Raw genomic sequence first — 24,028 nt, 5'->3', positions numbered from 1 at the left:
TCAGAACAGGTTGCGGCGGTCGGGATCGTGCAGCGGGTCGGGCGTCTTCTGCGTGATGCGCAGGATGCCCTGCGGATCGAAGTAGAAGCTGTACATCATGTACCAGACGTTGTCCTCGAGATACCGATAGGTCCACACCTCGCGCTTCATCAGCGGGAAGTAGGACGTCTCGACGGGGCGTCCGAAGTTGACGAGGACGTCGGTCTTCGTCCACTTGCCGATCTCTGCGCGATAGAACTCGTTCGGCTGCAGGACCTGCCGCACGTTGACGATCTTGTGGGCCGCGTCGACGTCGGCCGCGATGGTGATTTCGCCCATCGGCTGGGTCGGCCACATCAGGCGCTTGCCGCCGCCGGGCAGGTCGTAGATCTCGCGCGGCGGGCCCATGCGTGCGACGATCGCCGACTCGTCCTGGCCGGCCTGGTATTGCTGCCACGGTTGCGCGCAACCGGCCAGCAGCGCGGCGGCGCTGGCGAGCAGCACCGGCAGGCGCGCGGAAATGCGAATGCGCATGGGGATTCTCCAGAACACGGAAACAATTCCCGTTTTATCACGGACGGCGCGCGACCGCGCATCGCGCGGAAAAAATCGGTGCGGATCGCCGCCACGGTCCCGGTCACGCTTGCGGGCGGCGGGGGCGCCGGCCTATGATCCGCGCTTCTCGGGCAGATTGAAGGGCAGGTGGCCGATGCAGGGGTGGAAGCGATGCGCGCTCGCGTTGAGCGCGGGGTGGATGCTGGTGTCGTCCGCGTTTGCCGGCGGCGAGCCGGTGCGGATCGCACTGATCGAGGGAATGTCGGGGCCGTTCGCGAACGCGGGCGCGGCGGTCGAGCGCAACCTGCGCTTCGGCGTCGAGCAGGTCAACGCGGCGGGCGGTGTGAAGCTGCGCGACGGCGCGCATCCGCTGGAACTCGTCGTGCTCGACAGCAAGGGCAGTCCCGAGGAGGCGCTCGTGCAGTTGCGCGCGGCCGCGGACCGCCATATCGGGTTCGTCACGCAAGGCAACAGCTCGGCCGTCGCGGCCGCGCTCGTTGCGGCGCTCGACAAGCTGAACGCGCGCGATCCGGACAACCGGATGCTGTTCCTCAACTATTCGGCCGACGATCCGGCGCTGACCGGCGCGCGCTGCAGTTTCTGGCATTTCCGCTTCGATGCGCACGCGGGCATGCGGATGGCCGCGCTCGCGGACGTGATGGCGCGCGACCGCGCGCTGCGCAAGGTCTACCTGCTGAACCAGGACTACAGTTTCGGCCACGACGTCAGCACGCTCGCACGGCAGGCGCTGGCCGCGCGGCGCCCGGACGTGACGGTCGCCGGCGACGAATTCCACCCGATCGGACGGATCAAGGATTTCTCGCCGTACATCGCGAAGATCCGCGCAAGCGGCGCCGACGCCGTCGTGACCGGCAACTGGGGCAACGACCTCACGCTGCTCGTGAAGGCGGCGCGCGAGCAGGGGCTGAATGCGAAGTTCTACACGTTCTACGGCAACAGCCTTGGCGCGCCTGCCGCACTCGGCGACGCCGGTGTCGCGCGGGTCGTGGCCGTGGCGGACTGGCACCCGAACGCGGGCGGCGCGAAATCCGATGCGTTCTACCGCGCGTTCCGGAACCGTTTTCCGGCTGCCCAGGACGACTATCCGGTGCGGCGGATGAGCCAGATGATCGAGATGCTGGCCGCCGCGATGAACCGCGCGGGTTCGGCCGACCCCGTCGCGGTCGCACGCGCGCTCGAGGGCCTGTCGTTCGACGACGGCTTCCACGCGTCGCGGATGCGCGCGCAGGATCATCAGTTGATCCAGCCCCTTTACGTGATGGAAATGGACAAGGCCGGCACGCCGGGCGTGCGCTTCGACAACGAGGGTTCGGGCTACGGCTTCCGGACGGTGCTCGCGGTGCCGGCGCAGCGTACGGAGATGCCGTCCGCCTGCTCGATGACGCGCCCGTGACAGGGGGCGGTAAGAACGGTGCGGAGTTGTGCTACAATGCGCGCCGGTTGTAAGTCACGGCACGGCCATTCTTCCGTGTCCGCCTGTTCAGTTAGAAAGGAAATCACATGTCTGTTGCAGATATCAAGAAGTCGGAAGTTGTTGCTCAGTTCGCCCGCGCTACCAACGACACGGGGTCGCCCGAAGTCCAGGTCGCACTGCTGACCGCACGTATCGTCGAACTGACGGGTCACTTCAAGACCCACGCGAAGGATCACCACAGCCGCCGCGGCCTGCTGCGCATGGTGAGCCGCCGCCGCAAGCTGCTCGACTACCTCAAGGGCAAGGATGCCGACCGTTACCGCGCACTGATCGAGAAGCTGGGTCTGCGTAAGTAATCGAGGCGATTGCCGCCAGCAAGATGCCTGTGTCAGTCCGCTGATACAGGCATTTTGTTTTTGCGCGGTGCGTAGCGTCACACGCACCGCAGGCTGTCCGGCACGGTTGTGCGGGGCTGCCGCAACGACCGGTACCGGGGCAGGATTTGTGTCATTCCAGCGCGTCGCTGCACGAGCGCCGCGCTGGAATGGCATAAAAAACACACCTTGCTCCGGGTGATTCGGTCGGGACGCCGCCGCGCGGGATGGCCGGCGCGGCGAATGAAATGCATGAATTCAAAGGAGCAACCATGTCCATGTTCAACAAGGTCGTGAAGGAATTCCAGTGGGGCCAGCACAAGGTGCGCCTCGAAACCGGTGAAGTCGCTCGCCAGGCAAGCGGCGCCGTGATCGTCGACGTTGAAGATACCGTCGTGCTGGCAACCGTCGTCGGCGCGAAGTCGGCGAAGCCGGGCCAGGATTTCTTCCCGCTGACCGTCGACTACCTCGAGAAGACCTACTCGGCCGGCAAGATCCCGGGCGGCTTCTTCCGCCGCGAAGGCCGTCCGTCGGAGCACGAAACGTTGACGTCGCGCCTGATCGACCGTCCGCTGCGCCCGCTGTTCCCGGAAGGCTTCTACAACGAAGTCCAGGTCGTGATCCACGTGCTGTCCGTGAACCCGGAAATCCCGGCGGACATCCCTGCGCTGATCGGTGCATCGGCTGCGCTCGCCGTGTCGGGTCTGCCGTTCAACGGCCCGGTCGGTGCCGCACGCGTGGCGTACATCGACAACGCGTACGTGCTGAACCCGACGCGTGACCAGATCAAGGCATCGAGCCTCGACCTCGTCGTCGCCGGTACGGAACGTGCCGTGCTGATGGTCGAATCGGAAGCCGATCAACTGTCGGAAGACGTGATGCTGGGCGCCGTGGTGTTCGGCCACGACCAGATGCAGGTCGCGATCGACGCGATCCACGAACTGGTGCGCGAAGGCGGCAAGCCCGAGTGGGACTGGCAGCCGGCACCGAAGAACGAAGCGCTGATCGCGCGCGTGACCGAGCTGGCACAGAACGACCTGCTCGCTGCTTACCAGCTCCGCGACAAGCAAGCGCGCTCGACGAAGCTGAAGGAAGTCTACGCAGCGACCTCGGCGAAGCTCGAGGAAGACGCGCAGGCGGCCGGTACCGTCGCAGCCGACAAGGCTACCGTCGGCAACGTGCTGTTCGACATCGAAGCCAAGATCGTCCGTTCGCAGATCCTGAACGGCGAGCCGCGCATCGACGGCCGCGACACGCGCACCGTGCGCCCGATCGAGATCCGCACCGGCGTGCTGCCGCGTACCCACGGCTCGGCGCTGTTCACGCGCGGCGAGACGCAGGCGCTGGTCGTCGCGACGCTCGGCACGAAGGGTGACGAGCAGATCATCGACGCGCTTGAAGGCGAGTACCGCGAGCGCTTCATGCTTCACTACAACATGCCCCCGTTCGCGACCGGCGAAACGGGTCGCGTCGGCTCGCCGAAGCGCCGCGAAATCGGCCACGGCCGCCTCGCGAAGCGTGCGCTGGTCAAGTGCCTGCCGAGCGCCGACGAATTCGGCTACTCGATCCGCGTCGTGTCGGAAATCACCGAATCGAACGGTTCGTCGTCGATGGCATCGGTGTGCGGCGGCTGCCTCGCGCTGATGGATGCAGGCGTGCCGATGAAGGCGCACGTCGCGGGCATCGCGATGGGCCTGATCCTCGAAGGCAACAAGTTCGCGGTGCTGACCGACATCCTCGGCGACGAAGATCACCTCGGCGACATGGACTTCAAGGTGGCCGGCACGGAGCAAGGCGTGACGGCACTGCAGATGGACATCAAGATCCAGGGCATCACGAAGGAAATCATGCAGGTCGCGCTCGCACAGGCGAAGGAAGGCCGCATGCACATCCTCGGCAAGATGACGTCGGCAGTTTCGGGTGCGAACACGCAGCTGTCGGAATTCGCGCCGCGCATGATCACGATCAAGATCAACCCGGAAAAGATCCGTGACGTGATCGGCAAGGGCGGTTCGGTGATCCGCGCACTGACGGAAGAAACCGGCACAACCATCGACATCTCCGACGACGGCGTCGTGACGATCGCGAGCACGAACAGCGACGGCATGGCCGAAGCGAAGAAGCGCATCGAGCAAATCACGGCCGAGATCGAAGTCGGCCAAGTGTACGAAGGCACGGTTCTGAAGCTGCTCGATTTCGGCGCGATCGTGAACCTGCTGCCGGGCAAGGATGGCCTGCTGCACATCTCGGAAATCGTCAACGAGCGTGTGAAGGACATCAACGACTACCTGAAGGAAGGCCAGCAAGTGAAGGTCAAGGTCATCCAGACGGACGAAAAGGGTCGCGTGCGTCTGTCGGCGAAGGCGCTGCTGAATGAAGCAGCGGCGGCGTCGCAGTCGGACACGCCGCCGCAGCAGTAAGCGGGTAGGCGGACCAACGGCCGGCAGTGCGAAAGCGTGCCGGCCGTTTTTTCTGTAGCATCGTTGTGCGGCGCAGCAGCGCCGGCCAGGTGCCCGTGCCGCGTGCGGGCGTGCCTCCGATTCCGATCCTGATCCTGGAGCGACCATCACCATGAAAGCCATCGAAATCACCGAATTCGGTGCCCCCGACGTGCTGAAGCTTGCGGAGCGTCCGCGCCCCGAACCGAAGCGCGGCGAAGTGCTGATCAAGGTGGCGGCTTCCGGCGTGAACCGGCCCGACGTGTTCCAGCGCAAGGGCGCCTATGCGCCGCCGCCGGGGGCGTCGGATCTGCCGGGCCTCGAGGTCGCGGGCGAGATCGTCGGCGGCGACCTGTCGGACGCCGCGCTGAACCCGTTCGGCCTGAAGTTGGGCGATCGCGTGTGCGCGCTGCTCGCGGGCGGTGGCTATGCCGAGTATGCGGTCGCACCGCTGCTGCAATGCCTGCCGGTGCCCGGCGGGCTGACCGATATCGAGGCGGCGTCGCTGCCCGAAACGTTTTTCACCGTGTGGAGCAACGTGTTCGACCGTGCGCAGCTCGGCGCGGGCGAGGGCGGCGAGCAGGAAACGCTGCTGGTGCAGGGTGGCTCGAGCGGCATCGGCGTGACGGCGATCCAGATCGCGCATGCGCTCGGCTTTCGCGTGTTCGCGACGGCCGGTACTGCGGACAAGTGCCGCGCGTGCGAGGCGCTCGGCGCCGAACGCGCGATCAACTACAAGACGGAAGACTTCGTCGAGGTCGTGAAGTCGCTGACGCACGACCGCGGCGTCGACGTGATCCTCGACATGGTGGGGGGCTCGTACGTGCCGCGCGAACTGTCCGCGCTCGCGGATGGCGGCCGCCTCGTGCTGATCGCGCTGCTCGGCGGCGCGAAGGCCGACGTCAACCTGGGTGAGATCCTGCGTCGCCGGCTGGCGATCACGGGTTCGACGCTGCGCCCGCGCCCGGTCGAGTTCAAGGCGCAGATCGCCGCGCAACTGAAGGCGCGCGTGTGGCCGCTGCTTGCCGACGGCCGCATCAAGCCGGTGATCTATCGCGTATTGCCTGCCGCGGACGCCGCACAGGCGCACGCGCTGATGGAAAGCAGCGAGCACACCGGCAAGATCGTGCTCGATTGGGGTACGAACGCCTGACGGCCCGTGCGGCCGGGCTTGACATGTGCGGTTTGACCGGTTCAAGCCGCGCGCAGTAAAATCGCCGGTTTGCTTCGCCAGATCAAACCTGACGGCCGGTTTCCGGCACGTTAATGACCAAGCGGTGACGAGACAGACACGATGTCGAAACAGAGAACTAAGCGTGTGATCGGCAACTGGAAGATGCACGGCCGGCTGGCCGGCAACCAGGCGTTGCTGAACGAAGTGGTGCAGGGCGCGGGCGCGGTGGCGGCCGAAACGTCGGTCGGCGTGTGCGTGCCGTTCCCGTATCTCGCGCAGGTTCAGGCGCAGCTCGACGGCGGCCGTGTCGCCTGGGGGGCACAGGACGTGTCCGCGCACGAGCAGGGCGCGTTCACCGGTGAAGTGGCGGCTGCGATGGTCGCGGAATTCGGCGCACGCTATGCGATCGTCGGTCACTCGGAGCGCCGTGCGTACCACGGCGAGCGCAACGAGACGGTCGCGGCGAAGACGCAGCGCGCGCTCGCGGCGGGGCTCACGCCTGTCGTGTGTGTCGGCGAGACGCTCGACGAGCGCGAGTCGGGTGCGACCGAGCAGGTGGTCGGTGCGCAGCTCGACGCAGTGCTGACGGTGCTGACGGCCGACGAGGCCGCACGCATCGTCGTCGCGTACGAGCCGGTCTGGGCGATTGGCACGGGCAAGAGCGCGACGTCGGCGCAGGCACAGGACGTGCACGCGTTCCTGCGTGCGCGTCTCGCGGCAAAGGGCGCGGCGGACGTGTCCGTGCTGTACGGCGGCAGCGTGAAGCCGGACAACGCGGAAGAGCTGTTTGCGCAGCCGGACATCGACGGTGGCCTGATCGGCGGCGCGTCGCTGAAGGCGGAAGATTTCCTGGCGATCTGCCGGGCCGCGCGTTAAGCGGTCCGCGATCGAATTGAACCATGACGGCGGCCGGTCGGTCCGGTCGCCTGATCCATTCGGGTGGGTGTGATGCTGTTATTCAAGACGCTGATTATTGTGGTGCAGGTGCTGTCTGCACTCGGTGTGATTGGTCTCGTGCTGCTGCAGCACGGCAAGGGTGCCGACATGGGCGCTGCGTTCGGCAGCGGCGCGTCGGGCAGCCTGTTCGGTGCAACGGGCTCGGCGAACTTCCTTTCGCGTACGACGGGCATTCTCGCAACGATCTTCTTCGTTGCGACGCTCGCGTTGACGTACCTCGGTTCGTACAAGTCGACGCCGTCGGCGGGCGTGCTTGGCGCGGTCTCGACCGCGCCGGCATCGGCGCCTGCTGCATCTGTACCGGCTGTCGCCGCATCGGCTGCGGCAGGCTCGGCTGCAAGCGCGCCGGGCCAGGACGTCCCGAAATAAAAAGTTAAATTTTTTGCGATTGTGCGTTGAACAAATCTCGAAGTCGGGTTAGAATTTAATTCTTGAAGCGATTCGCGGGAAACAAGTAGTTACAACCCCGGTTGCATGCAGTGCCGACGTGGTGAAATTGGTAGACACGCTATCTTGAGGGGGTAGTGGCGAAAGCTGTGCGAGTTCGAGTCTCGCCGTCGGCACCAAAGTTACTCAATGCCAGCCGCTTCTAGTGGCTGGCATTTTTCATTTCTGGGGTGTGCTTGCGGTTGTCTTGCGATCGCCTGTACTCCGAAATGATTCCTTCCGCCGGAAGTGGTATTCTCCGGACGCTCAGAACCAACCGATAGAGGATTGCCTTGAACCTCGCAGCCTATTACCCCGTCTTGTTGTTCCTCCTCGTGGGCACTGGTTTAGGTATAGCGCTGGTCAGCATCGGCAAGCTCCTTGGTCCCAACAAGCCGGACGTCGAGAAGAACGCACCGTACGAGTGCGGCTTCGAAGCCTTTGAAGACGCCCGGATGAAATTCGACGTCCGGTACTACCTCGTCGCCATCCTGTTCATCATCTTCGATCTCGAAACCGCATTCCTGTTTCCGTGGGGCGTCGCGCTCCGGGACATCGGCTGGCCGGGTTTCATCGCAATGATGATTTTTCTGCTCGAATTCCTGCTGGGCTTTGCCTATATCTGGAAGAAAGGCGGGCTCGACTGGGAGTGATGGGTTAATCGCCGGTTTGCATGGGCGGCCACGCTCGGTCGCTCGTCTGGAGTGGAAAGCAAATGAGTATCGAAGGGGTCTTGAAGGAAGGGTTTGTCACCACGACGGCTGACAAGCTGATCAACTGGACGCGTACCGGCTCGCTGTGGCCGATGACGTTCGGGCTCGCGTGTTGCGCCGTCGAAATGATGCATGCGGGCGCGGCCCGTTACGACCTGGACCGGTTCGGCGTCGTGTTTCGCCCGAGCCCGCGCCAGTCGGACGTGATGATCGTCGCCGGCACGCTGTGCAACAAGATGGCGCCTGCGCTGCGCCGTGTGTACGACCAGATGGCCGAGCCGCGCTGGGTGATCTCGATGGGATCGTGCGCGAACGGCGGTGGTTACTACCACTACTCGTACTCGGTGGTCCGCGGTTGCGACCGGATCGTGCCGGTCGACGTCTACGTGCCGGGCTGTCCGCCCACGGCCGAGGCGCTGGTCTACGGCGTGATCCAGCTTCAGGCGAAGATCCGCCGAACCAATACCATCGCCCGTCAATAAAGCCCCGAGCGTCCCCTCAATATGGCAAGCAAAATCGAGACCCTCAAGGCAAACCTCGAAGCCGCGCTCGGCGCGCGCGTGGTGAGCCTCACCGAAGCGATCGGTGAACTGACGCTCGTCGTGAAGGCGAGCGATTACCTCGAAGTCGCAAAGATGCTGCGCGACGATCCGAAGCTCCGTTTCGAGCAGTTGCTCGACCTGTGCGGCGTCGACTACCAGACCTTCGGTGACGGCGCCTATGACGGCCCGCGCTTCGCGGCCGTGTCGCACCTGCTGTCGGTCACGAACAACTGGCGCCTGCGCCTGCGCGCATTCGCGCCGGACGACGACCTGCCGATCGTGGCATCGCTGGTCGACATCTGGACCTCCGCGAACTGGTACGAGCGTGAAGCGTTCGACCTGTACGGCATCGTGTTCGAAGGCCACCCCGACCTGCGCCGCATCCTCACCGACTACGGCTTCATCGGCCACCCGTTCCGCAAGGACTTCCCGGTGTCGGGCTATGTCGAAATGCGTTACGACCCGGAAGAGAAGCGGGTCGTGTACCAGCCGGTGACGATCGAGCCGCGCGAAATCACGCCGCGCGTGATCCGCGAGGATCGCTATGGCGGTCTGAAACATTAAGGGGGCGTCATGGCAGAAATCAAGAACTACACGCTCAACTTCGGCCCGCAGCACCCGGCAGCGCACGGTGTGCTGCGCCTCGTGCTCGAGCTCGACGGCGAAGTCATCCAGCGTGCCGATCCGCACATCGGCCTGCTGCACCGCGCGACCGAAAAGCTCGCGGAATCCAAGACGTTCATCCAGTCCGTGCCGTACATGGACCGTCTCGACTACGTGTCGATGATGGTCAACGAGCACGGCTACGTGCTCGCGATCGAAAAGCTGCTCGGCATCGAGGTGCCTGAGCGCGCGCAGTACATCCGCGTGCTGTTCGACGAGATCACGCGCGTGCTGAACCACCTGATGTGGATCGGCGCGCACGCACTCGACGTCGGCGCGATGGCCGTGTTCCTGTACGCGTTCCGCGAGCGCGAAGACCTGATGGACGTGTACGAAGCGGTGTCCGGCGCCCGGATGCACGCGGCGTACTACCGTCCGGGCGGCGTCTACCGCGACCTGCCTGACGCAATGCCGCAATACAAGGCGTCGAAGATCCGTAACGAGAAGGCGCTCGCGAAGATGAACGAAGCGCGCAGCGGCTCGGTGCTCGACTTCATCGACGACTTCTTCACGCGCTTCCCGAAGTGCGTCGACGAATACGAAACGCTGCTCACCGACAACCGGATCTGGAAGCAGCGTCTGGTCGGGATCGGCGTGGTCAGCCCGGAACGTGCGCTGCAGATGGGCCTGACGGGCCCGATGCTGCGCGGCTCGGGCATCGCCTGGGACCTGCGCAAGAAGCAGCCGTACGAAGTGTACGATCGCATGGATTTCGACGTGCCGGTCGGCGTGAACGGCGATTGCTACGACCGCTATCTGGTGCGCGTCGAAGAAATGCGCCAGTCGGTCCGCATCGCGAAACAGTGTATTGAGTGGCTCCGCAAGAATCCGGGCCCGGTGATGACGGACAATCACAAGGTTGCACCGCCGTCGCGCGTCGGCATGAAGACCAACATGGAAGACTTGATTCACCACTTCAAGCTCTTCACCGAAGGTTTCCATGTGCCGGAAGGCGAAGCGTACGCGGCGGTCGAGCATCCGAAGGGTGAGTTCGGCATCTACCTCGTGTCGGATGGTGCCAACAAGCCGTATCGCCTCAAGATTCGCGCACCGGGTTTCGCGCACCTGGCGTCGCTCGACGAAATGGCGCGCGGTCACATGATCGCCGACGCCGTCACGATCATCGGTACGCAGGACATCGTGTTCGGCGAGATCGATCGCTAATGGTTGCGCCGCCCACGAGAGCGGGCGGCGAGCAGTAAGTCACACGCGATGCGCGCTGAACCGGCGCGGCTTCGCAAGCTGTCAACAGAGTGAGCGCCAGGTCTGCCGTCCATGCACCCCAGTGTGCGGCAGGTTGTTCGTTCGGTAGGAATTGAAAGAGTCGTGTCTGAAAATGATCTCAGCTGAAGGCCTGAAGGAAATCGATCGCGCGTTGACGAAGTATCCCGCCGATCAGAAACAGTCCGCCGTGATGTCGGCGTTGGCCGTTGCTCAGGAAGAGCACGGCTGGCTGTCGCCCGAACTGATGCAGTTCGTTGCGGACTATCTCGGTATGCCGGCCGTTGCCGTGCAGGAAGTCGCAACGTTCTACACGATGTACGAGCTCAACCCGGTCGGCAAGCACAAGATCACGCTCTGCACGAACCTGCCGTGCCAGCTCGGCCCGGACGGTGGCGCGGAAGCAACTGCCGACTACCTGAAACAGAAGCTGGGCATCGGCTTCGGCGAGACCACGCCCGACGGCAAGTTCACGCTGAAGGAAGGCGAATGCATGGGCTCGTGCGGCGATGCGCCGGTGCTGCTGGTGAACAATCACAGAATGTGCAGCTTCATGAGCCGCGAGAAGATCGACCAGCTGCTTGAGGAGCTCTCGAAATGACGTCCCTCCACGACCGTCACATCAAACCGCTGATCCTCGCTGGTCTGAACGGCGAGAACTGGCATCTCGAAGATTACGTTGCGCGCGGCGGCTACAAGCAGCTGCGCCGCATTCTCGAAGAAAAGATTCCGCCCGAGCAGGTGATCGCCGACGTCAAGGCGTCGGGCCTGCGTGGCCGTGGCGGTGCGGGCTTCCCGACCGGCCTGAAGTGGAGCTTCATGCCGCGCCAGTTCCCGGGGCAGAAGTACCTCGTCTGCAACTCGGACGAAGGCGAGCCGGGCACGTTCAAGGATCGCGACATCCTGCGCTGGAACCCGCACGCGCTGATCGAAGGCATGGCCATCGGCGCGTACGCGATGGGCATCACCGTCGGCTACAACTACATTCACGGCGAAATCTTCGAAGTGTATCGACGCTTCGAAGCCGCGCTCGATGAAGCGCGCGCTGCCGGGTTCCTCGGCGACAACATCATGGGCTCGGAATTCTCGTTCCAGCTGCACGCGCACCACGGTTACGGCGCGTACATCTGCGGCGAGGAAACGGCACTGCTCGAGTCGCTCGAAGGCAAGAAGGGCCAGCCGCGCTTCAAGCCGCCGTTCCCGGCGAGCTTCGGCGTGTACGGCAAGCCCACCACGATCAACAACACCGAGACGTTCGCCGCGGTGCCGTTCCTGCTGTCCATCGGGCCGCAGAACTACCTCGAGATCGGCAAGCCGAACAACGGCGGCACGAAGATTTTCTCGGTGTCGGGCGACGTCGAGCGTCCGGGCAACTATGAAGTGCCGCTCGGCACGCCGTTCGCGACGCTGATGGAGCTCGCCGGCGGGATGCGCGGCGGCAAGAAGATCAAGGCCGTGATTCCGGGCGGTTCGTCGGCACCGGTGATCCCGGGCGACATCATGATGCAGACGGATCTCGACTACGATTCGATCGCGAAGGCGGGCTCGATGCTCGGTTCCGGCGCGGTGATCGTGATGGACGAGACGCGCTGCATGGTGCGCTCGCTGCTGCGCCTGTCGTACTTCTACTACGAGGAATCGTGCGGCCAGTGCACGCCGTGCCGTGAAGGCACCGGCTGGCTGTATCGCGTCGTGAACCGTATCGAGCACGGCGAAGGCCGCCAGGAAGATCTGGATCTGCTGAACTCGGTTGCCGAGAACATCATGGGCCGCACGATCTGCGCACTCGGCGATGCGGCGGCGATGCCGGTACGCGGGATGCTCAAGCACTACTGGGACGAATTCGCGTACCACGTCGAGCACAAGCACTGCATGGTCGGCGGCCACGCGCACGCGGCGGCAGCCTGAAGCGAACCCGGTTGCGGAATTTGAGCGCACGGTCGGGCGAAGGCGCGAACGAGCGGAAATAGGTTAAGGACCATTCACCATCATGGTTGAACTTGAAATAGACGGCAAGAAGGTCGAGGTGCCCGAAGGCAGCATGGTGATCCAGGCTGCGCACAAGGCGGATACGTACATTCCTCACTTCTGCTATCACAAGAAACTGTCGGTTGCGGCCAACTGCCGGATGTGTCTCGTCGAAGTCGAGAAGATGCCGAAGGCCGTGCCTGCGTGCGCGACCCCCGTGTCGGCCGGCATGATCGTCCATACGCAATCCGACAAGGCCGTGAAGGCGCAGCAGTCGGTGATGGAATTCCTCCTCATCAACCACCCGCTCGATTGCCCGATCTGCGATCAGGGCGGCGAATGCCAGCTGCAGGATCTGGCGGTCGGCTACGGCAAGTCGTCGTCGCGCTACTCGGAAGAGAAGCGTGTGGTGTTCCACAAGAACGTGGGCCCGCTGATCTCGATGGAAGAAATGTCGCGCTGCATCCACTGCACGCGCTGCGTCCGCTTCGGCCAGGAAATCGCCGGCGTGATGGAGTTCGGCATGCTGGGCCGCGGCGAGCACTCGGAAATCACGACGTTCGTCGGCAAGACGGTCGATTCCGAAATGTCGGGCAACATGATCGACCTGTGCCCGGTCGGCGCGCTGACCAGCAAGCCGTTCCGCTACAGCGCCCGTACGTGGGAACTGTCGCGTCGCAAGTCGGTGAGCCCGCACGATTCCGTCGGCGCGAACCTCGTCGTGCAAGTGAAGAACAACCGCGTGATGCGCGTGCTGCCGTTCGAGAACGAAGCGATCAACGAATGCTGGATCTCGGACAAGGACCGCTTCTCGTATGAAGGCCTCAACAGCGAAGAGCGCCTGACGAAGCCGATGCTGAAGCAGGGCGGCCAGTGGATCGAGACCGACTGGCAGACCGCACTCGAATACGTCGCGAAGGGCCTGAAGGGCATCGCCGCGGATCACGGCGCGAACGCGCTGGCGATGCTCGCGAGCGCGCACAGCACCGCTGAAGAGCTGTTCCTCGTGAAGCAGCTCGCCAACGAACTGAAGACGCCGAACGTCGACTTCCGTCTGCGTCAGCAGGATTTCTCGGCGCCGGTCCAGGGCGCACCGTGGCTCGGCATGCCGATCGCCGACCTGTCGAACGTGGACGCCGCGTTCGTCGTCGGTTCGTTCCTGCGCCGCGACCACCCGCTGTTCGCTGCCCGCCTGCGTCAGGCCGCGAAGAACGGCGCGAAGCTTCACTTCCTGCACGCAACCGGTGACGACGCACTGATCCCGACCGCGCAGCGCATCGTTGCCGCACCGTCGGCATGGCTCGACCAGTTGGCCGGCATCGCCGCGGCCGTCGCGCAACTGCGCGGCGTCGCGCTGCCCGACACGCTCGCGGGCGTCACGGCATCGCCGGCCGCGCAGGCTGTCGCCCAGTCGCTCGCGAACGGCGAACGCCGTGCGGTGCTGCTCGGCAACGTCGCGGTCCGCCATCCGGAATTCGCGAAGCTGCACGCCGTCGCCAAGTGGATCGCCGACAACACCGGCGCCACGTTCGGCTTCCTGACGGAAGCGGCGAACACGGTCGGCGCGCACGTCGTCGGCGCACTGCCGGGCGAAGGCGGCCTGAACGCACGCGAAGCGTTCGCGCAGCCGCGCAAGGGCTACGTGCTGCTGAACGTCGAACCGGAATTCGACACCGCCGATCCGGCGCAGGCGCTTGCCGCGCTGAACCAGGCCGAAATGGTCGTCGTGATGTCGCCGTTCAAGCACGGTCTCGACTACGCCGACGTGCTGCTGCCGGTTGCGCCGTTCACGGAGACGGCCGGTACGTACGTGAATGCGGAAGGCACCGTGCAGAGCTTCAACGGCGTCGTGCGCCCGCTCGGCGATACGCGTCCGGGCTGGAAGGTGCTGCGCGTGCTCGGCAGCCTGCTCGGCCTGCCGAACTTCGAATACGAGACCTCGGAAGAAGTGCGTCTCGCAGCGCTCGGCGATGCCGGCGTCGCGGGCCGCCTGTCGAACCAGACGTCGGTCGCACCGGTGCGCGTCGCGGCGAATGCCGCGAACGGCGGCTTCGAGCGCCTGGCCGATGTGCCGATCTATCACGCCGACGCACTCGTGCGCCGCGCAGGTGCGCTGCACCTGACGGCCGCCGCGAAGGCGGCGAATGCCGCAGCCCTGCCGGCCGCGCTGTTCGACAAGCTGGGCTTGAAGGAAGGCGACGCGGTGCGCGTGCGCCAGGGCGAGCGTGCGGTGCAGTTGCCGGCCGTGCGTGACGAGAATCTTGCGGAGACGGTCGTTCGCGTGTCGGCGGCCACGCCTGCCGGCGCAGCGCTCGGCAGCCTGTCCGGTGAACTGGTGGTGGAGAAGGCGTAAATGAGCTTGTTCGATACGATCAACTCGGGCGGAGCCGAACTTCTCGGCGTCGCGTGGCCGACGGTGTGGGCGGTTGTGCGCATCCTCGTCGTCTCCGTCGTGATTCTGCTGTGCGTGGCGTACCTGATTCTGTGGGAACGCAAGCTGATCGGCTGGATCCACGTGCGTCTCGGTCCGAACCGTGTCGGCCCCGGCGGCCTGCTGCAGCCGATCGCCGACGTGCTGAAGCTGCTGCTGAAGGAAGTCATTCAGCCGAGCGCGGCGAGCCGCTGGCTGTACCTGATCGCGCCGGTCATGACCGTCGTGCCGGCGTTCGCCGTGTGGGCCGTGATTCCGTTCCAGGCGGATGCCGTCCTCGCGAACGTGAACGCGGGCCTGCTGTACGCGATGGCGATCTCGTCGATCGGCGTGTACGCGGTGATTCTCGCGGGCTGGGCATCGAACTCGAAATACGCGTTCCTCGGTGCGATGCGTGCTGCGGCACAGATGGTGTCGTATGAAATCTCGATGGGCTTCGCACTGGTGCTGGTGCTGATGACGGCGGGCAGCCTGAACCTGTCGGAAATCGTCGGTTCGCAGCAGCACGGCTTCTTCGCGGGCCACGGCGTGAACTTCCTGTCGTGGAACTGGCTGCCGCTTCTGCCGGCGTTCGTCGTCTACTTCATCTCGGGCATCGCCGAAACGAACCGTCACCCGTTCGACGTGGTGGAAGGGGAGTCGGAGATCGTCGCAGGTCACATGATCGATTACTCGGGCATGGCGTTCGCGCTGTTCTTCCTCGCCGAGTACATCAACATGATCGTGATCTCGGCGCTGGCTGCAACGCTGTTCCTCGGTGGCTGGGATGCGCCGTTTGAATTCCTGTCGTTCATTCCTGGCATCTTCTGGCTGGTGCTGAAGGTCTTCGCACTGCTGTCGGTGTTCATCTGGGTCCGCGCGACGTTCCCGCGCTACCGTTACGACCAGATCATGCGCCTGGGCTGGAAGGTGTTCCTGCCCGTCACGGTGATCTGGGTGATCGTGGTCGGCTTCTGGATGATGTCGCCGCTCAACATCTGGGTGAAGTAATCGGACGAAATCATGACGGCAATCCAACACTTCTTTAAGACCTTCTTCCTGACCGAGCTGCTGCAGGGGCTCGCGCTGACCGGTCGCTACGCGTTCAAGCGCAAGATCACCGTGCAGTTCCCGGAAGAAAAGACGCCGATTTCGCCGCGTTTCCGCGGGCTGCATGCGCTGCGCCGCTACGAAAACGGCGAAGAGCGCTGCATCGCGTGCAAGCTGTGCGAGGCCGTGTGCCCCGCGATGGCGATCACGATCGAATCGGAAACGCGCGCGGACAACACGCGCCGCACGACGCGCTACGACATCGACCTGACGAAGTGCATCTTCTGCGGTTTCTGCGAAGAAAGCTGCCCGGTCGATTCGATCGTCGAGACACAGATTCTCGAGTACCACGGCGAAAAGCGCGGCGACCTGTATTTCACGAAGGAAATGCTGCTCGCGGTGGGCGATCGCTACGAGAAGGACATCGCCGCGGCGAAGGCTGCCGACGCGCCGTATCGTTGATTGTGTTTGCAGTGCCGGCCCGAAGCCAGGGCCGAGCCGCCGCGACGGGTGCGGCACGCGAGAGCGTCCCGCAAGCCGCGCCTGACTATGGCCTAACGATGAACCGGTAATCATGGAATTCACGACCGTACTGTTCTACATCTTCGCGCTGCTCCTGGTGGTATCAGGGCTGAAGGTGATCACTTCGCGCAACCCGGTGGCGTCTGCGCTTTTCCTTGTGCTGGCGTTCTTCAACGCCGCCGCGATCTGGATGCTGCTGGAAGCGGAGTTCCTCGCGATCCTGCTGGTGCTGGTCTACGTGGGCGCCGTGATGGTGCTGTTCCTGTTCGTCGTGATGATGCTGGACATCAACATCGACTACCTGCGCCGCGATTTCAAGCGCTTCGTCCCGATGGCGACCGTGGTCGGCGCGATCATCGTGATCGAAACCGCGCTGATCCTGTGGCGCGGCTACGGCGACACGCAGACGGTGCACGCGATGGCGACGGGCGAGATGGCCAACTGGTCGAACACGCGCCTGATCGGCAAGGTGATCTACACCGATTACATCTTCGCGTTTGAAATCGCCGGCCTCGTGCTGCTGGTCGCAATCATTGCCGCGATCGGGCTGACCGAGCGCAAGGGCAAGGACAGCAAGCGCCAGCGCGTGTCGGATCAGGTCAAGGTGCGCCGCAACGACCGCGTGCGCCTCGTGAAGATGGAAGCGGAAAAGCCGCAGCCGGAAACGGCGCAGAGCGAAGCCGGTTCGAGCACCAACGGCTAAGCGGAGGAAAAGAAAATCATGTTGACTCTTGCTCACTACCTCGTGCTCGGCGCGATCCTCTTCGCGATCGCGATCGTCGGGATCTTCCTGAACCGCCGCAACATCATCATCATCCTGATGTCGATCGAACTGATGCTGCTGGCGGTGAACACCAACTTCGTCGCGTTCTCGCATTACCTCGGCGATGTGCACGGCCAGATCTTCGTGTTCTTCGTACTGACCGTCGCCGCAGCGGAAGCCGCGATCGGCCTCGCGATTCTGGTGACCCTGTTCCGTAAGCTCGACACGATCAATGTCGAGGATCTCGATCAGCTCAAAGGTTAATTTCAGGCAACGCTGTTATGTCAACGACACTCAATGAAAACCTGCTGCTGGCGATTCCGCTCGCTCCGCTGGCCGGCTCGCTGATTGCGGGGCTGTTCGGGAACGCAGTCGGGCGCAAGGGCGCACACCGGATCACGATCCTCGGCGTAATGATCGCGTTCCTCCTGTCGGCGAAAGTCTTCTTCGACGTGATGGGCGGCGCTAGCTTCAACGCGACCGTCTACGAATGGATGAACGTCGGCTCGCTGAAGCTCGAAATCGGCTTCCTCGTCGATTCGCTGACCGCGATGATGATGGTCGTCGTGACCTTCGTCTCGCTGATGGTGCACGTGTACACGATCGGCTACATGGCGGAAGAAGACGGCTACCAGCGCTTCTTCTCGTATATCTCGCTGTTCACGTTCTCGATGCTGATGCTCGTGATGAGCAACAACTTCCTGCAGCTGTTCTTCGGCTGGGAAGCGGTGGGTCTGGTGTCGTACCTGCTGATCGGCTTCTACTTCACGCGTGAGAGCGCGATCTACGCGAACATGAAGGCGTTCCTCGTGAACCGCGTGGGCGACTTCGGCTTCCTGCTCGGCATCGGCCTGCTGCTCGCATTCGCCGGTTCGATGAACTACGGCGAAGTGTTCGCGAAGCGTGCCGAACTCGCGAGCCTGCACTTCCCGGGCACCGACTGGGGCCTGCTGACCGTTGCCTGTATCTGCCTGTTCATCGGCGCGATGGGCAAGTCGGCACAGTTCCCGCTGCACGTGTGGCTGCCGGACTCGATGGAAGGCCCGACCCCGATCTCCGCGCTGATTCACGCGGCGACGATGGTGACCGCCGGCATCTTCATGGTGTCGCGCATGTCGCCGCTGTTCGAGCTGTCGGACACCGCGCTGTCGTTCATCACGGTGATCGGCGCGATCACGGCGCTCTTCATGGGCTTCCTCGGCATCGTCCAGAACGACATCAAGCGCGTGGTCGCGTATTCGACGCTGTCGCAGCTCGGCTACATGACCGTCGCGCTCGGCGTGTCCGCTTACCCGGTCGCCGTGTTCCACCTGATGACGCACGCGTTCTTCAAGGCACTGCTGTTCCTTGGCGCTGGTTCGGTCATCATGGGCATGCACCACGACCAGGACATGCGCAACATGGGCGGCCTGCGCAAGTACATGCCGATCACGTGGATCACGTCGCTCGTCGGTTCGCTCGCGCTGATCGGTACGCCGTTCTTCTCGGGCTTCTACTCGAAGGACTCGATCATCGACGCGGTGAAGCTGTCGCACCTGCCGGGTTCGGGCTTCGCGTACTTCGCGGTTGTCGCGAGCGTGTTCGTCACGGCGCTGTACTCGTTCCGCATGTACTTCCTGGTGTTCCACGGCGAAGAGCGCTTCCGCAAGCCGAAGCATCCGGAATCGCCGATGGGCATGGCGGCTGCGCACGGTCATGACGACCACGGCCATGGCCACGGTCATGACGACCACGCGCACGAACCGCACGAGACCCCGTGGGTCGTGTGGGTGCCGCTGGTGCTGCTGGCGATCCCGTCGGTCATCATCGGCGCGTTCGCGATCAGTCCGATGCTGTTCGGCGACTTCTTCCAGCACGGCGTTGCATTCGACAAGGTGATCTTCATCGGCGAAAACCATCCGGCACTGGCCGAGATGGCCGAGGAGTTCCACGGCTGGGTGGGCATGGGCCTGCACTCGGTGTCGGGCCTGCCGGTCTGGCTCGCACTCGCCGGTGTGGTTGTCGCGTGGTTCCTGTACCTGAAGCGTCCGGAACTGCCGGCGTCGATCCGCCGCGCGTTCGGCCCGATCTACACGCTGCTGGACAACAAGTACTACATGGACAAGATCAACGAAGTGGTGTTCGCCCGTGGTTCGGTGGCGATCGGCCGCGGCCTGTGGAAGGAGGGTGACGTCGTGGTGATCGACGGCCTCGTCAACGGCAGCGCCCGGTTCATCGGCTGGTTCGCCGGCGTGATCCGCTTCCTCCAATCCGGTTACATCTATCACTACGCGTTCGCCATGATCATCGGCATGCTGGGGCTCCTGACCCTGTTTGTAACGCTCGGCGGCAAATAAGGCGGGGGACAACTTAATGCACGCTTTTCCGATTCTCAGTACCGCGATCTGGTTGCCGATCGTTTTCGGCCTCCTCGTGCTCGCGGTGGGTAACGACAAAAATCCGGGGACGGCCCGCTGGATCGCGCTGATCGGTTCGCTGCTCGGCCTCGCGGTCACGATCCCGCTGATCACGGGCTTCGACTCGAGCACGGCTGCGCTGCAGTTCGTCGAGAAGTCGACCTGGATCGAACGCTTCGACATCGCGTATCACCTCGGCGTCGACGGCATCTCGATGTGGTTCGTCGTGCTGACCGCGCTGATCACGGTGATCGTCGTGATCGCCGCATGGGAAGTGATCACCGAGAACGTCGCGCAGTACCTCGCGGCGTTCCTGATCCTGTCCGGGATCATGATCGGCGTATTCTCGGCGGCCGACGGCCTGCTGTTCTACGTGTTCTTCGAAGCAACCCTGATCCCGATGTACATCATCATCGGCGTGTGGGGCGGCCCGAACCGCGTGTATGCGGCATTCAAGTTCTTCCTGTACACGCTGGCCGGCTCGCTGCTGATGCTGGTCGCGCTGATCTACCTGTACACGGAAACGCACTCGTTCGACCTCGCGACGTGGCAGAACGCGAAGATCGCGATGACGCCGCAGATACTGCTGTTCATTGCCTTCTTCCTCGCATTCGCGGTGAAGGTGCCGATGTGGCCGGTCCACACCTGGCTGCCGGATGCGCACGTGGAAGCGCCGACGGGCGGCTCGGTCGTGCTGGCCGCGATCATGCTGAAGCTCGGCGCGTACGGTTTCCTGCGTTTCTCGCTGCCGATCACGCCTGACGCGAGCCACTTCCTGGCTCCCGTCGTGATCACGCTGTCGCTGATCGCTGTGATCTACATCGGCCTCGTCGCGATGGTGCAGTCCGACATGAAGAAGCTGGTCGCGTATTCGTCGATCGCGCACATGGGCTTCGTCACGCTTGGCTTCTTCATCTTCAACCAGCTCGGCGTCGAAGGCGCGATCATCCAGATGATCTCGCACGGCTTCGTGTCGGGCGCGATGTTCCTGTGCATCGGCGTGCTGTACGACCGCGTGCACTCGCGCCAGATCGCCGATTACGGCGGCGTCGTGAACGTGATGCCGAAGTTCGCGGCATTCGCGATGCTGTTCTCGATGGCCAACTGCGGCCTGCCGGGTACGTCGGGTTTCGTCGGCGAGTTCATGGTGATTCTCGCTGCCGTCCAGTACAACTTCTGGATCGCTTTCGGCGCGGCATTCACGCTGATCCTCGGTGCTGCCTACACGCTGTGGATGTACAAGCGCGTGTACTTCGGCGCGGTCGCGAACGATCACGTTGCCAAGCTGAAGGACATCGGCCGTCGCGAATTCGTGATGCTGGCCGTGCTTGCCGCGTTCACGATGCTGATGGGCCTGTATCCGAAGCCCTTCACCGACGTGATGCACGTTTCCGTGGAAAACCTCCTCTCCCATGTCGCGCAGTCGAAGCTGCCGCTGGCCCAGTAATCGCGAGCGGAGGAACTCAAGATCATGAACGCTCCTATGAATGTCCTGTTGCCTGACGCGCTGGTGATGGCCGCCATCGTCGTCGCATGGCTGAACGACACCTTTACCGGTGCTTCCGGCCGCCGCCTGACCTATCTGATCGCGGTCGTATCGTCGGTCGTCGCCGGCGTATGGTTCGCGGTGCAGGCGCTCGACCCGCAGCAGTACTACTTCTTCTCGAAGATGATCGTCGTCGACTCGTTCGCGAGCATGATGAAGGCGGTCGTGTCGTTCGGTTTCGCGGTCTCGCTCGTCTATTCGCGCAAGTACCTCGAAGATCGCGACATGTTCCGCGGCGACGTGTTCCTGCTCGGCATGTTCTCGCTGCTCGGGCAGCTGGTCATGGTGTCGGGCAACAACTTCCTGACGCTGTACCTCGGTCTGGAACTGATGTCGCTGTCGCTGTACGCGGTCATCGCGCTGCGTCGTGACGCCGCTCAGTCGAGCGAAGCCGCGATGAAGTACTACGTGCTGGGCGCGCTCGCGTCGGGCTTCGTGCTGTACGGCATCTCGATGCTGTACGGCGCGACCGGCTCGCTCGAGCTGGGCGAGGTGTACAAGGCGGTCGGCGGCAACACCGACGCAGCCGTGCTGATGTTCGGCGTGGTCTTCATCGTCGCCGGTATCGCGTTCAAGCTCGGCGCCGTGCCGTTCCACATGTGGGTGCCGGACGTCTACCAGGGCGCACCGACCGCGATGACGCTGTTCGTCGGCGGCGGCCCGAAGGTTGCTGCGTTCGCGTGGGGCCTGCGCTTCCTGGTGATGGGCCTGCTGCCGCTCGCACAGAACTGGCAGACCGCGCTCGTGATCCTCGCCGCGCTGTCGCTGATCGTCGGTAACATCACCGGTATCGTCCAGCGCAACATCAAGCGGATGCTCGCGTACTCGGCGATCTCGAACATGGGCTTCGTGCTGCTCGGCCTGCTCGCGGGCATCGTGAAGGGCGACGCAACGGCACCGGCGAACGCATACAGCTCGGCGATGTTCTACGCGATCGTCTACCTGATCACGACGCTCGGCTCGTTCGGTGTGGTGATGCTGCTCGCGCGTCGCGATTTCGAAGCCGAAACGATCGACGACTTCAAGGGCCTCAACAAGCGCAGCCCGGTGTTCGCGTTCGTGATGATGGTCATGATGTTCTCGCTGGCAGGTATTCCGCCGACCGTCGGCTTCTATGCGAAGCTCGCCGTGCTCGAGGCGACCGTCAACGCAGGCCTCACGTGGCTGGCCGTGCTGGCCGTGATCACGTCGCTGTTCGGCGCGTTCTACTACCTGCGCATCGTGAAGCTGATGTACTTCGATGCACCGCAGGATGCGACGCCGATCTCGGGCGATTTCTGCAAGCGCACGATCCTCGTGCTGAACGGCCTGGCAGTCGTCGTGCTCGGCCTGATCCCGAGCCCGCTGCTGACGGCCTGCCTGCAGGCAATTCGTCACACGCTGCCGCTGTAATGTCGGCAGCCGGCTGGTTTATCGTGCTGTTGGCGCTCGTCTGCGCCAACCTGCCGTTCCTGAACCAACGCCTCTTCGCCGTCGTGCCGTTCGGCGCGACGAAGAAGAGCGGGTGGGTGCGGATCGGCGAGCTGATCGTGCTGTACTTCATCGTCGGCGCGCTCGGCTTCTGGCTCGAGTCGCGCGCCGGCAACCGCTTCGAACAGGGCTGGCAGTTCTACGCGATCACGTTCAGTCTTTTCGTCGTGTTCGCGTTTCCCGGCTTCACGTTCCAGTATCTCGTCAAACGACGCTGACGGCTTCGGCCGTCGCGCTCAATTTTGGAGCCGCCGATGGCCGAACTACCCAATCACGACGCCGCACTGACCGAAACCTGCCTCGAGAGCGAGGCGATCTTCGACGGCGCGTTTCTCAAGCTCAAGCGCGATATCGTCCGCCTGCCGGATGGCAAGAAAGCCACGCGCGAATACGTCCAGCATCCGGGCGCGGTGATGGTGATCCCCCTGTTCGACGACGGCCGCGTGCTGATGGAAAGCCAGTTTCGCTATCCGATCGGCAAGGTGATGGCCGAATTCCCGGCCGGCAAGCTCGATCCGAACGAAGGCGCGCTCGCATGCGCCGTGCGCGAACTGCGCGAGGAAACCGGCTACACCGCACGCGAGTACGTGTTCCTGGCCCGGATTCACCCGATCATTTCCTATTCGACCGAATTCATCGACCTGTACCTGGCGCGCGGGCTGACGGCCGGCGAGCGCAAGCTCGACGATGGCGAATTCCTCGAAACCTTCACCGCGACGCAAGCCGATTTGCAGGAATGGGTGCGCACGGGCCAGATCTCCGACGTGAAGACGATCATCGGCACGATGTGGCTCGACAAGGTGCTGTCCGGCACGTGGCCGCTCGGGCCGGTCCTGACGCCCTGAGCGCGGCGTCAGCGGCGGGTGGGGCACCGCGTTACAATCCGGTAACGCGGAGTCTCCGCGTCGCGCGATCAATATTTAGCACGACCGTTCACAAAATCGCTTTTTGCGCTACACTCGTCACACGCCCTGATTCAGCATGAAGGTCCTCGATTTACAGTGCCCGCACGGTCATCGGTTCGAAGGCTGGTTCGCTTCCGCCGATGAATTCGAAGCGCAGTTGTCCCGCAAGCTGGTCGAATGTCCGGTGTGCGGGACGACCGAGGTCAACCGTTTGCCGTCGGCGCCGCGCCTGAACCTGTCGGGTGCGACGCAGGCGCAGCCGGCCGATCCGCGTGCGCTGCAGGCGCAGGTGATGCGCGCGCTGCGCGAGGTGCTGGAGAAGACCGAGAACGTGGGCGAGCGCTTCGCCGAGGAAGCGCGGCGCATCCATTACAACGAGGCGCCGGCACGCAGCATCCGTGGCGTCACGACGCCGGAGGATGTGCAATCCTTGGCCGAAGAAGGCATCGACGTGATGCCGCTACCGATTCCTGCCGCGCTGAAAGAACCGCTGCAATGACGCACGCAGTGGATCCTTGCCG

The 24,028-nt window shown here is 63.8% G+C and carries 24 protein-coding genes and 1 tRNA gene; 24 read left to right on the top strand and 1 reads right to left on the bottom strand.

Annotation, left to right across the window (positions count from 1 at the left end; all coding sequences use genetic code 11):
• Positions 1 to 513: a hypothetical protein gene (locus tag G3O06_RS24255; protein WP_174915878.1), complete on the bottom strand. Its 513-nt coding sequence runs from the start codon at positions 511 to 513 to the stop codon at positions 1 to 3.
• Between the two features lie 175 nt (positions 514 to 688).
• On the opposite strand from G3O06_RS24255, the gene G3O06_RS24250 reads away from it, so the two are divergent.
• From G3O06_RS24250 to G3O06_RS24135, 24 genes are all read left to right on the top strand, one after another.
• Positions 689 to 1,948, top strand: a complete 1,260-nt coding sequence (locus tag G3O06_RS24250; RefSeq protein ID WP_205817755.1) for a branched-chain amino acid ABC transporter substrate-binding protein — start codon at positions 689 to 691, stop codon at positions 1,946 to 1,948.
• 107 nt (positions 1,949 to 2,055) lie between these two features.
• Positions 2,056 to 2,325, top strand: coding sequence for a 30S ribosomal protein S15 (gene rpsO / locus G3O06_RS24245; protein WP_043188860.1), 270 nt, complete (start codon positions 2,056 to 2,058; stop codon positions 2,323 to 2,325).
• A 290-nt stretch (positions 2,326 to 2,615) separates the two neighbouring features.
• Positions 2,616 to 4,763, top strand: coding sequence for a polyribonucleotide nucleotidyltransferase (pnp, locus tag G3O06_RS24240; protein WP_174971667.1), 2,148 nt, complete (start codon positions 2,616 to 2,618; stop codon positions 4,761 to 4,763).
• A 151-nt stretch (positions 4,764 to 4,914) separates the two neighbouring features.
• Positions 4,915 to 5,934, top strand: coding sequence for an NAD(P)H-quinone oxidoreductase (locus G3O06_RS24235; RefSeq protein WP_205817754.1), 1,020 nt, complete (start codon positions 4,915 to 4,917; stop codon positions 5,932 to 5,934).
• Between the two features lie 141 nt (positions 5,935 to 6,075).
• Positions 6,076 to 6,831, top strand: coding sequence for a triose-phosphate isomerase (tpiA, locus tag G3O06_RS24230; RefSeq protein WP_174915882.1), 756 nt, complete (start codon positions 6,076 to 6,078; stop codon positions 6,829 to 6,831).
• Positions 6,832 to 6,903: 72 nt separating this feature from the next.
• Entirely contained in the window at positions 6,904 to 7,281 is a 378-nt protein-coding gene (gene secG, locus G3O06_RS24225; RefSeq protein WP_205817753.1) for a preprotein translocase subunit SecG, read from the top strand.
• Positions 7,282 to 7,393: 112 nt separating this feature from the next.
• Positions 7,394 to 7,478, top strand: a tRNA-Leu gene (locus G3O06_RS24220).
• A 153-nt stretch (positions 7,479 to 7,631) separates the two neighbouring features.
• Positions 7,632 to 7,991, top strand: coding sequence for an NADH-quinone oxidoreductase subunit A (locus tag G3O06_RS24215; RefSeq protein WP_006398798.1), 360 nt, complete (start codon positions 7,632 to 7,634; stop codon positions 7,989 to 7,991).
• A gap of 62 nt (positions 7,992 to 8,053) precedes the next feature.
• Positions 8,054 to 8,533 (top strand): NADH-quinone oxidoreductase subunit B, encoded by a 480-nt coding sequence (locus G3O06_RS24210; protein ID WP_006398799.1) that lies wholly within the window; start codon positions 8,054 to 8,056, stop codon positions 8,531 to 8,533.
• A gap of 21 nt (positions 8,534 to 8,554) precedes the next feature.
• Entirely contained in the window at positions 8,555 to 9,157 is a 603-nt protein-coding gene (locus tag G3O06_RS24205; protein WP_011352699.1) for an NADH-quinone oxidoreductase subunit C, read from the top strand.
• A gap of 9 nt (positions 9,158 to 9,166) precedes the next feature.
• The gene (locus G3O06_RS24200) at positions 9,167 to 10,420 is read left to right on the top strand and encodes an NADH-quinone oxidoreductase subunit D (protein WP_069257186.1); all 1,254 of its coding nucleotides are present in this window, start codon (positions 9,167 to 9,169) and stop codon (positions 10,418 to 10,420) included.
• 172 nt (positions 10,421 to 10,592) lie between these two features.
• Positions 10,593 to 11,078: an NADH-quinone oxidoreductase subunit NuoE gene (gene nuoE / locus G3O06_RS24195; protein WP_006750460.1), complete on the top strand. Its 486-nt coding sequence runs from the start codon at positions 10,593 to 10,595 to the stop codon at positions 11,076 to 11,078.
• Positions 11,075 to 12,385, top strand: a complete 1,311-nt coding sequence (nuoF, locus tag G3O06_RS24190) for an NADH-quinone oxidoreductase subunit NuoF (protein WP_006478267.1) — start codon at positions 11,075 to 11,077, stop codon at positions 12,383 to 12,385. The genes nuoE and nuoF overlap by 4 nt, the downstream gene beginning before the upstream one ends.
• A gap of 82 nt (positions 12,386 to 12,467) precedes the next feature.
• Positions 12,468 to 14,798 carry an NADH-quinone oxidoreductase subunit NuoG gene (gene nuoG / locus G3O06_RS24185; RefSeq protein ID WP_175000173.1) on the top strand — a complete coding sequence of 777 codons (2,331 nt, stop codon included), beginning with the start codon at positions 12,468 to 12,470 and terminating at the stop codon, positions 14,796 to 14,798.
• Positions 14,799 to 15,866 carry an NADH-quinone oxidoreductase subunit NuoH gene (gene nuoH / locus G3O06_RS24180; RefSeq protein ID WP_174915885.1) on the top strand — a complete coding sequence of 356 codons (1,068 nt, stop codon included), beginning with the start codon at positions 14,799 to 14,801 and terminating at the stop codon, positions 15,864 to 15,866.
• Between the two features lie 12 nt (positions 15,867 to 15,878).
• A complete protein-coding gene (gene nuoI / locus G3O06_RS24175) occupies positions 15,879 to 16,367 on the top strand; it encodes an NADH-quinone oxidoreductase subunit NuoI (protein WP_174915886.1) in 489 nt (162 codons plus the stop codon).
• A 112-nt stretch (positions 16,368 to 16,479) separates the two neighbouring features.
• Positions 16,480 to 17,130 (top strand): NADH-quinone oxidoreductase subunit J, encoded by a 651-nt coding sequence (locus G3O06_RS24170; RefSeq protein WP_096471386.1) that lies wholly within the window; start codon positions 16,480 to 16,482, stop codon positions 17,128 to 17,130.
• Positions 17,131 to 17,148: 18 nt separating this feature from the next.
• Positions 17,149 to 17,454 (top strand): NADH-quinone oxidoreductase subunit NuoK, encoded by a 306-nt coding sequence (gene nuoK, locus G3O06_RS24165; protein WP_059233607.1) that lies wholly within the window; start codon positions 17,149 to 17,151, stop codon positions 17,452 to 17,454.
• A 17-nt stretch (positions 17,455 to 17,471) separates the two neighbouring features.
• A complete protein-coding gene (gene nuoL, locus G3O06_RS24160; protein ID WP_174915887.1) occupies positions 17,472 to 19,526 on the top strand; it encodes an NADH-quinone oxidoreductase subunit L in 2,055 nt (684 codons plus the stop codon).
• A 16-nt stretch (positions 19,527 to 19,542) separates the two neighbouring features.
• Positions 19,543 to 21,033, top strand: coding sequence for an NADH-quinone oxidoreductase subunit M (locus G3O06_RS24155; protein ID WP_069248465.1), 1,491 nt, complete (start codon positions 19,543 to 19,545; stop codon positions 21,031 to 21,033).
• A 36-nt stretch (positions 21,034 to 21,069) separates the two neighbouring features.
• The gene (nuoN, locus tag G3O06_RS24150) at positions 21,070 to 22,524 is read left to right on the top strand and encodes an NADH-quinone oxidoreductase subunit NuoN (RefSeq protein WP_174915907.1); all 1,455 of its coding nucleotides are present in this window, start codon (positions 21,070 to 21,072) and stop codon (positions 22,522 to 22,524) included.
• A complete protein-coding gene (locus tag G3O06_RS24145) occupies positions 22,524 to 22,820 on the top strand; it encodes a DUF2818 family protein (RefSeq protein WP_043188818.1) in 297 nt (98 codons plus the stop codon). The genes nuoN and G3O06_RS24145 overlap by 1 nt, the downstream gene beginning before the upstream one ends.
• Positions 22,821 to 22,856: 36 nt before the next feature.
• The gene (locus G3O06_RS24140) at positions 22,857 to 23,447 is read left to right on the top strand and encodes an NUDIX hydrolase (protein ID WP_174971659.1); all 591 of its coding nucleotides are present in this window, start codon (positions 22,857 to 22,859) and stop codon (positions 23,445 to 23,447) included.
• Between the two features lie 136 nt (positions 23,448 to 23,583).
• Positions 23,584 to 24,006, top strand: a complete 423-nt coding sequence (locus tag G3O06_RS24135) for a DUF1178 family protein (RefSeq protein ID WP_122945890.1) — start codon at positions 23,584 to 23,586, stop codon at positions 24,004 to 24,006.
• The last annotated feature ends 22 nt before the right edge of the window (positions 24,007 to 24,028 follow it).

It is taken from the genome of Burkholderia sp. Ac-20345 (assembly GCF_017104825.1).
Taxonomy (GTDB): Bacteria; Pseudomonadota; Gammaproteobacteria; order Burkholderiales; family Burkholderiaceae; genus Burkholderia; species Burkholderia lata_B.
Note: the sequence above shows the minus strand (reverse complement) of the source record. Positions and strands in the feature narration are given on the sequence as shown.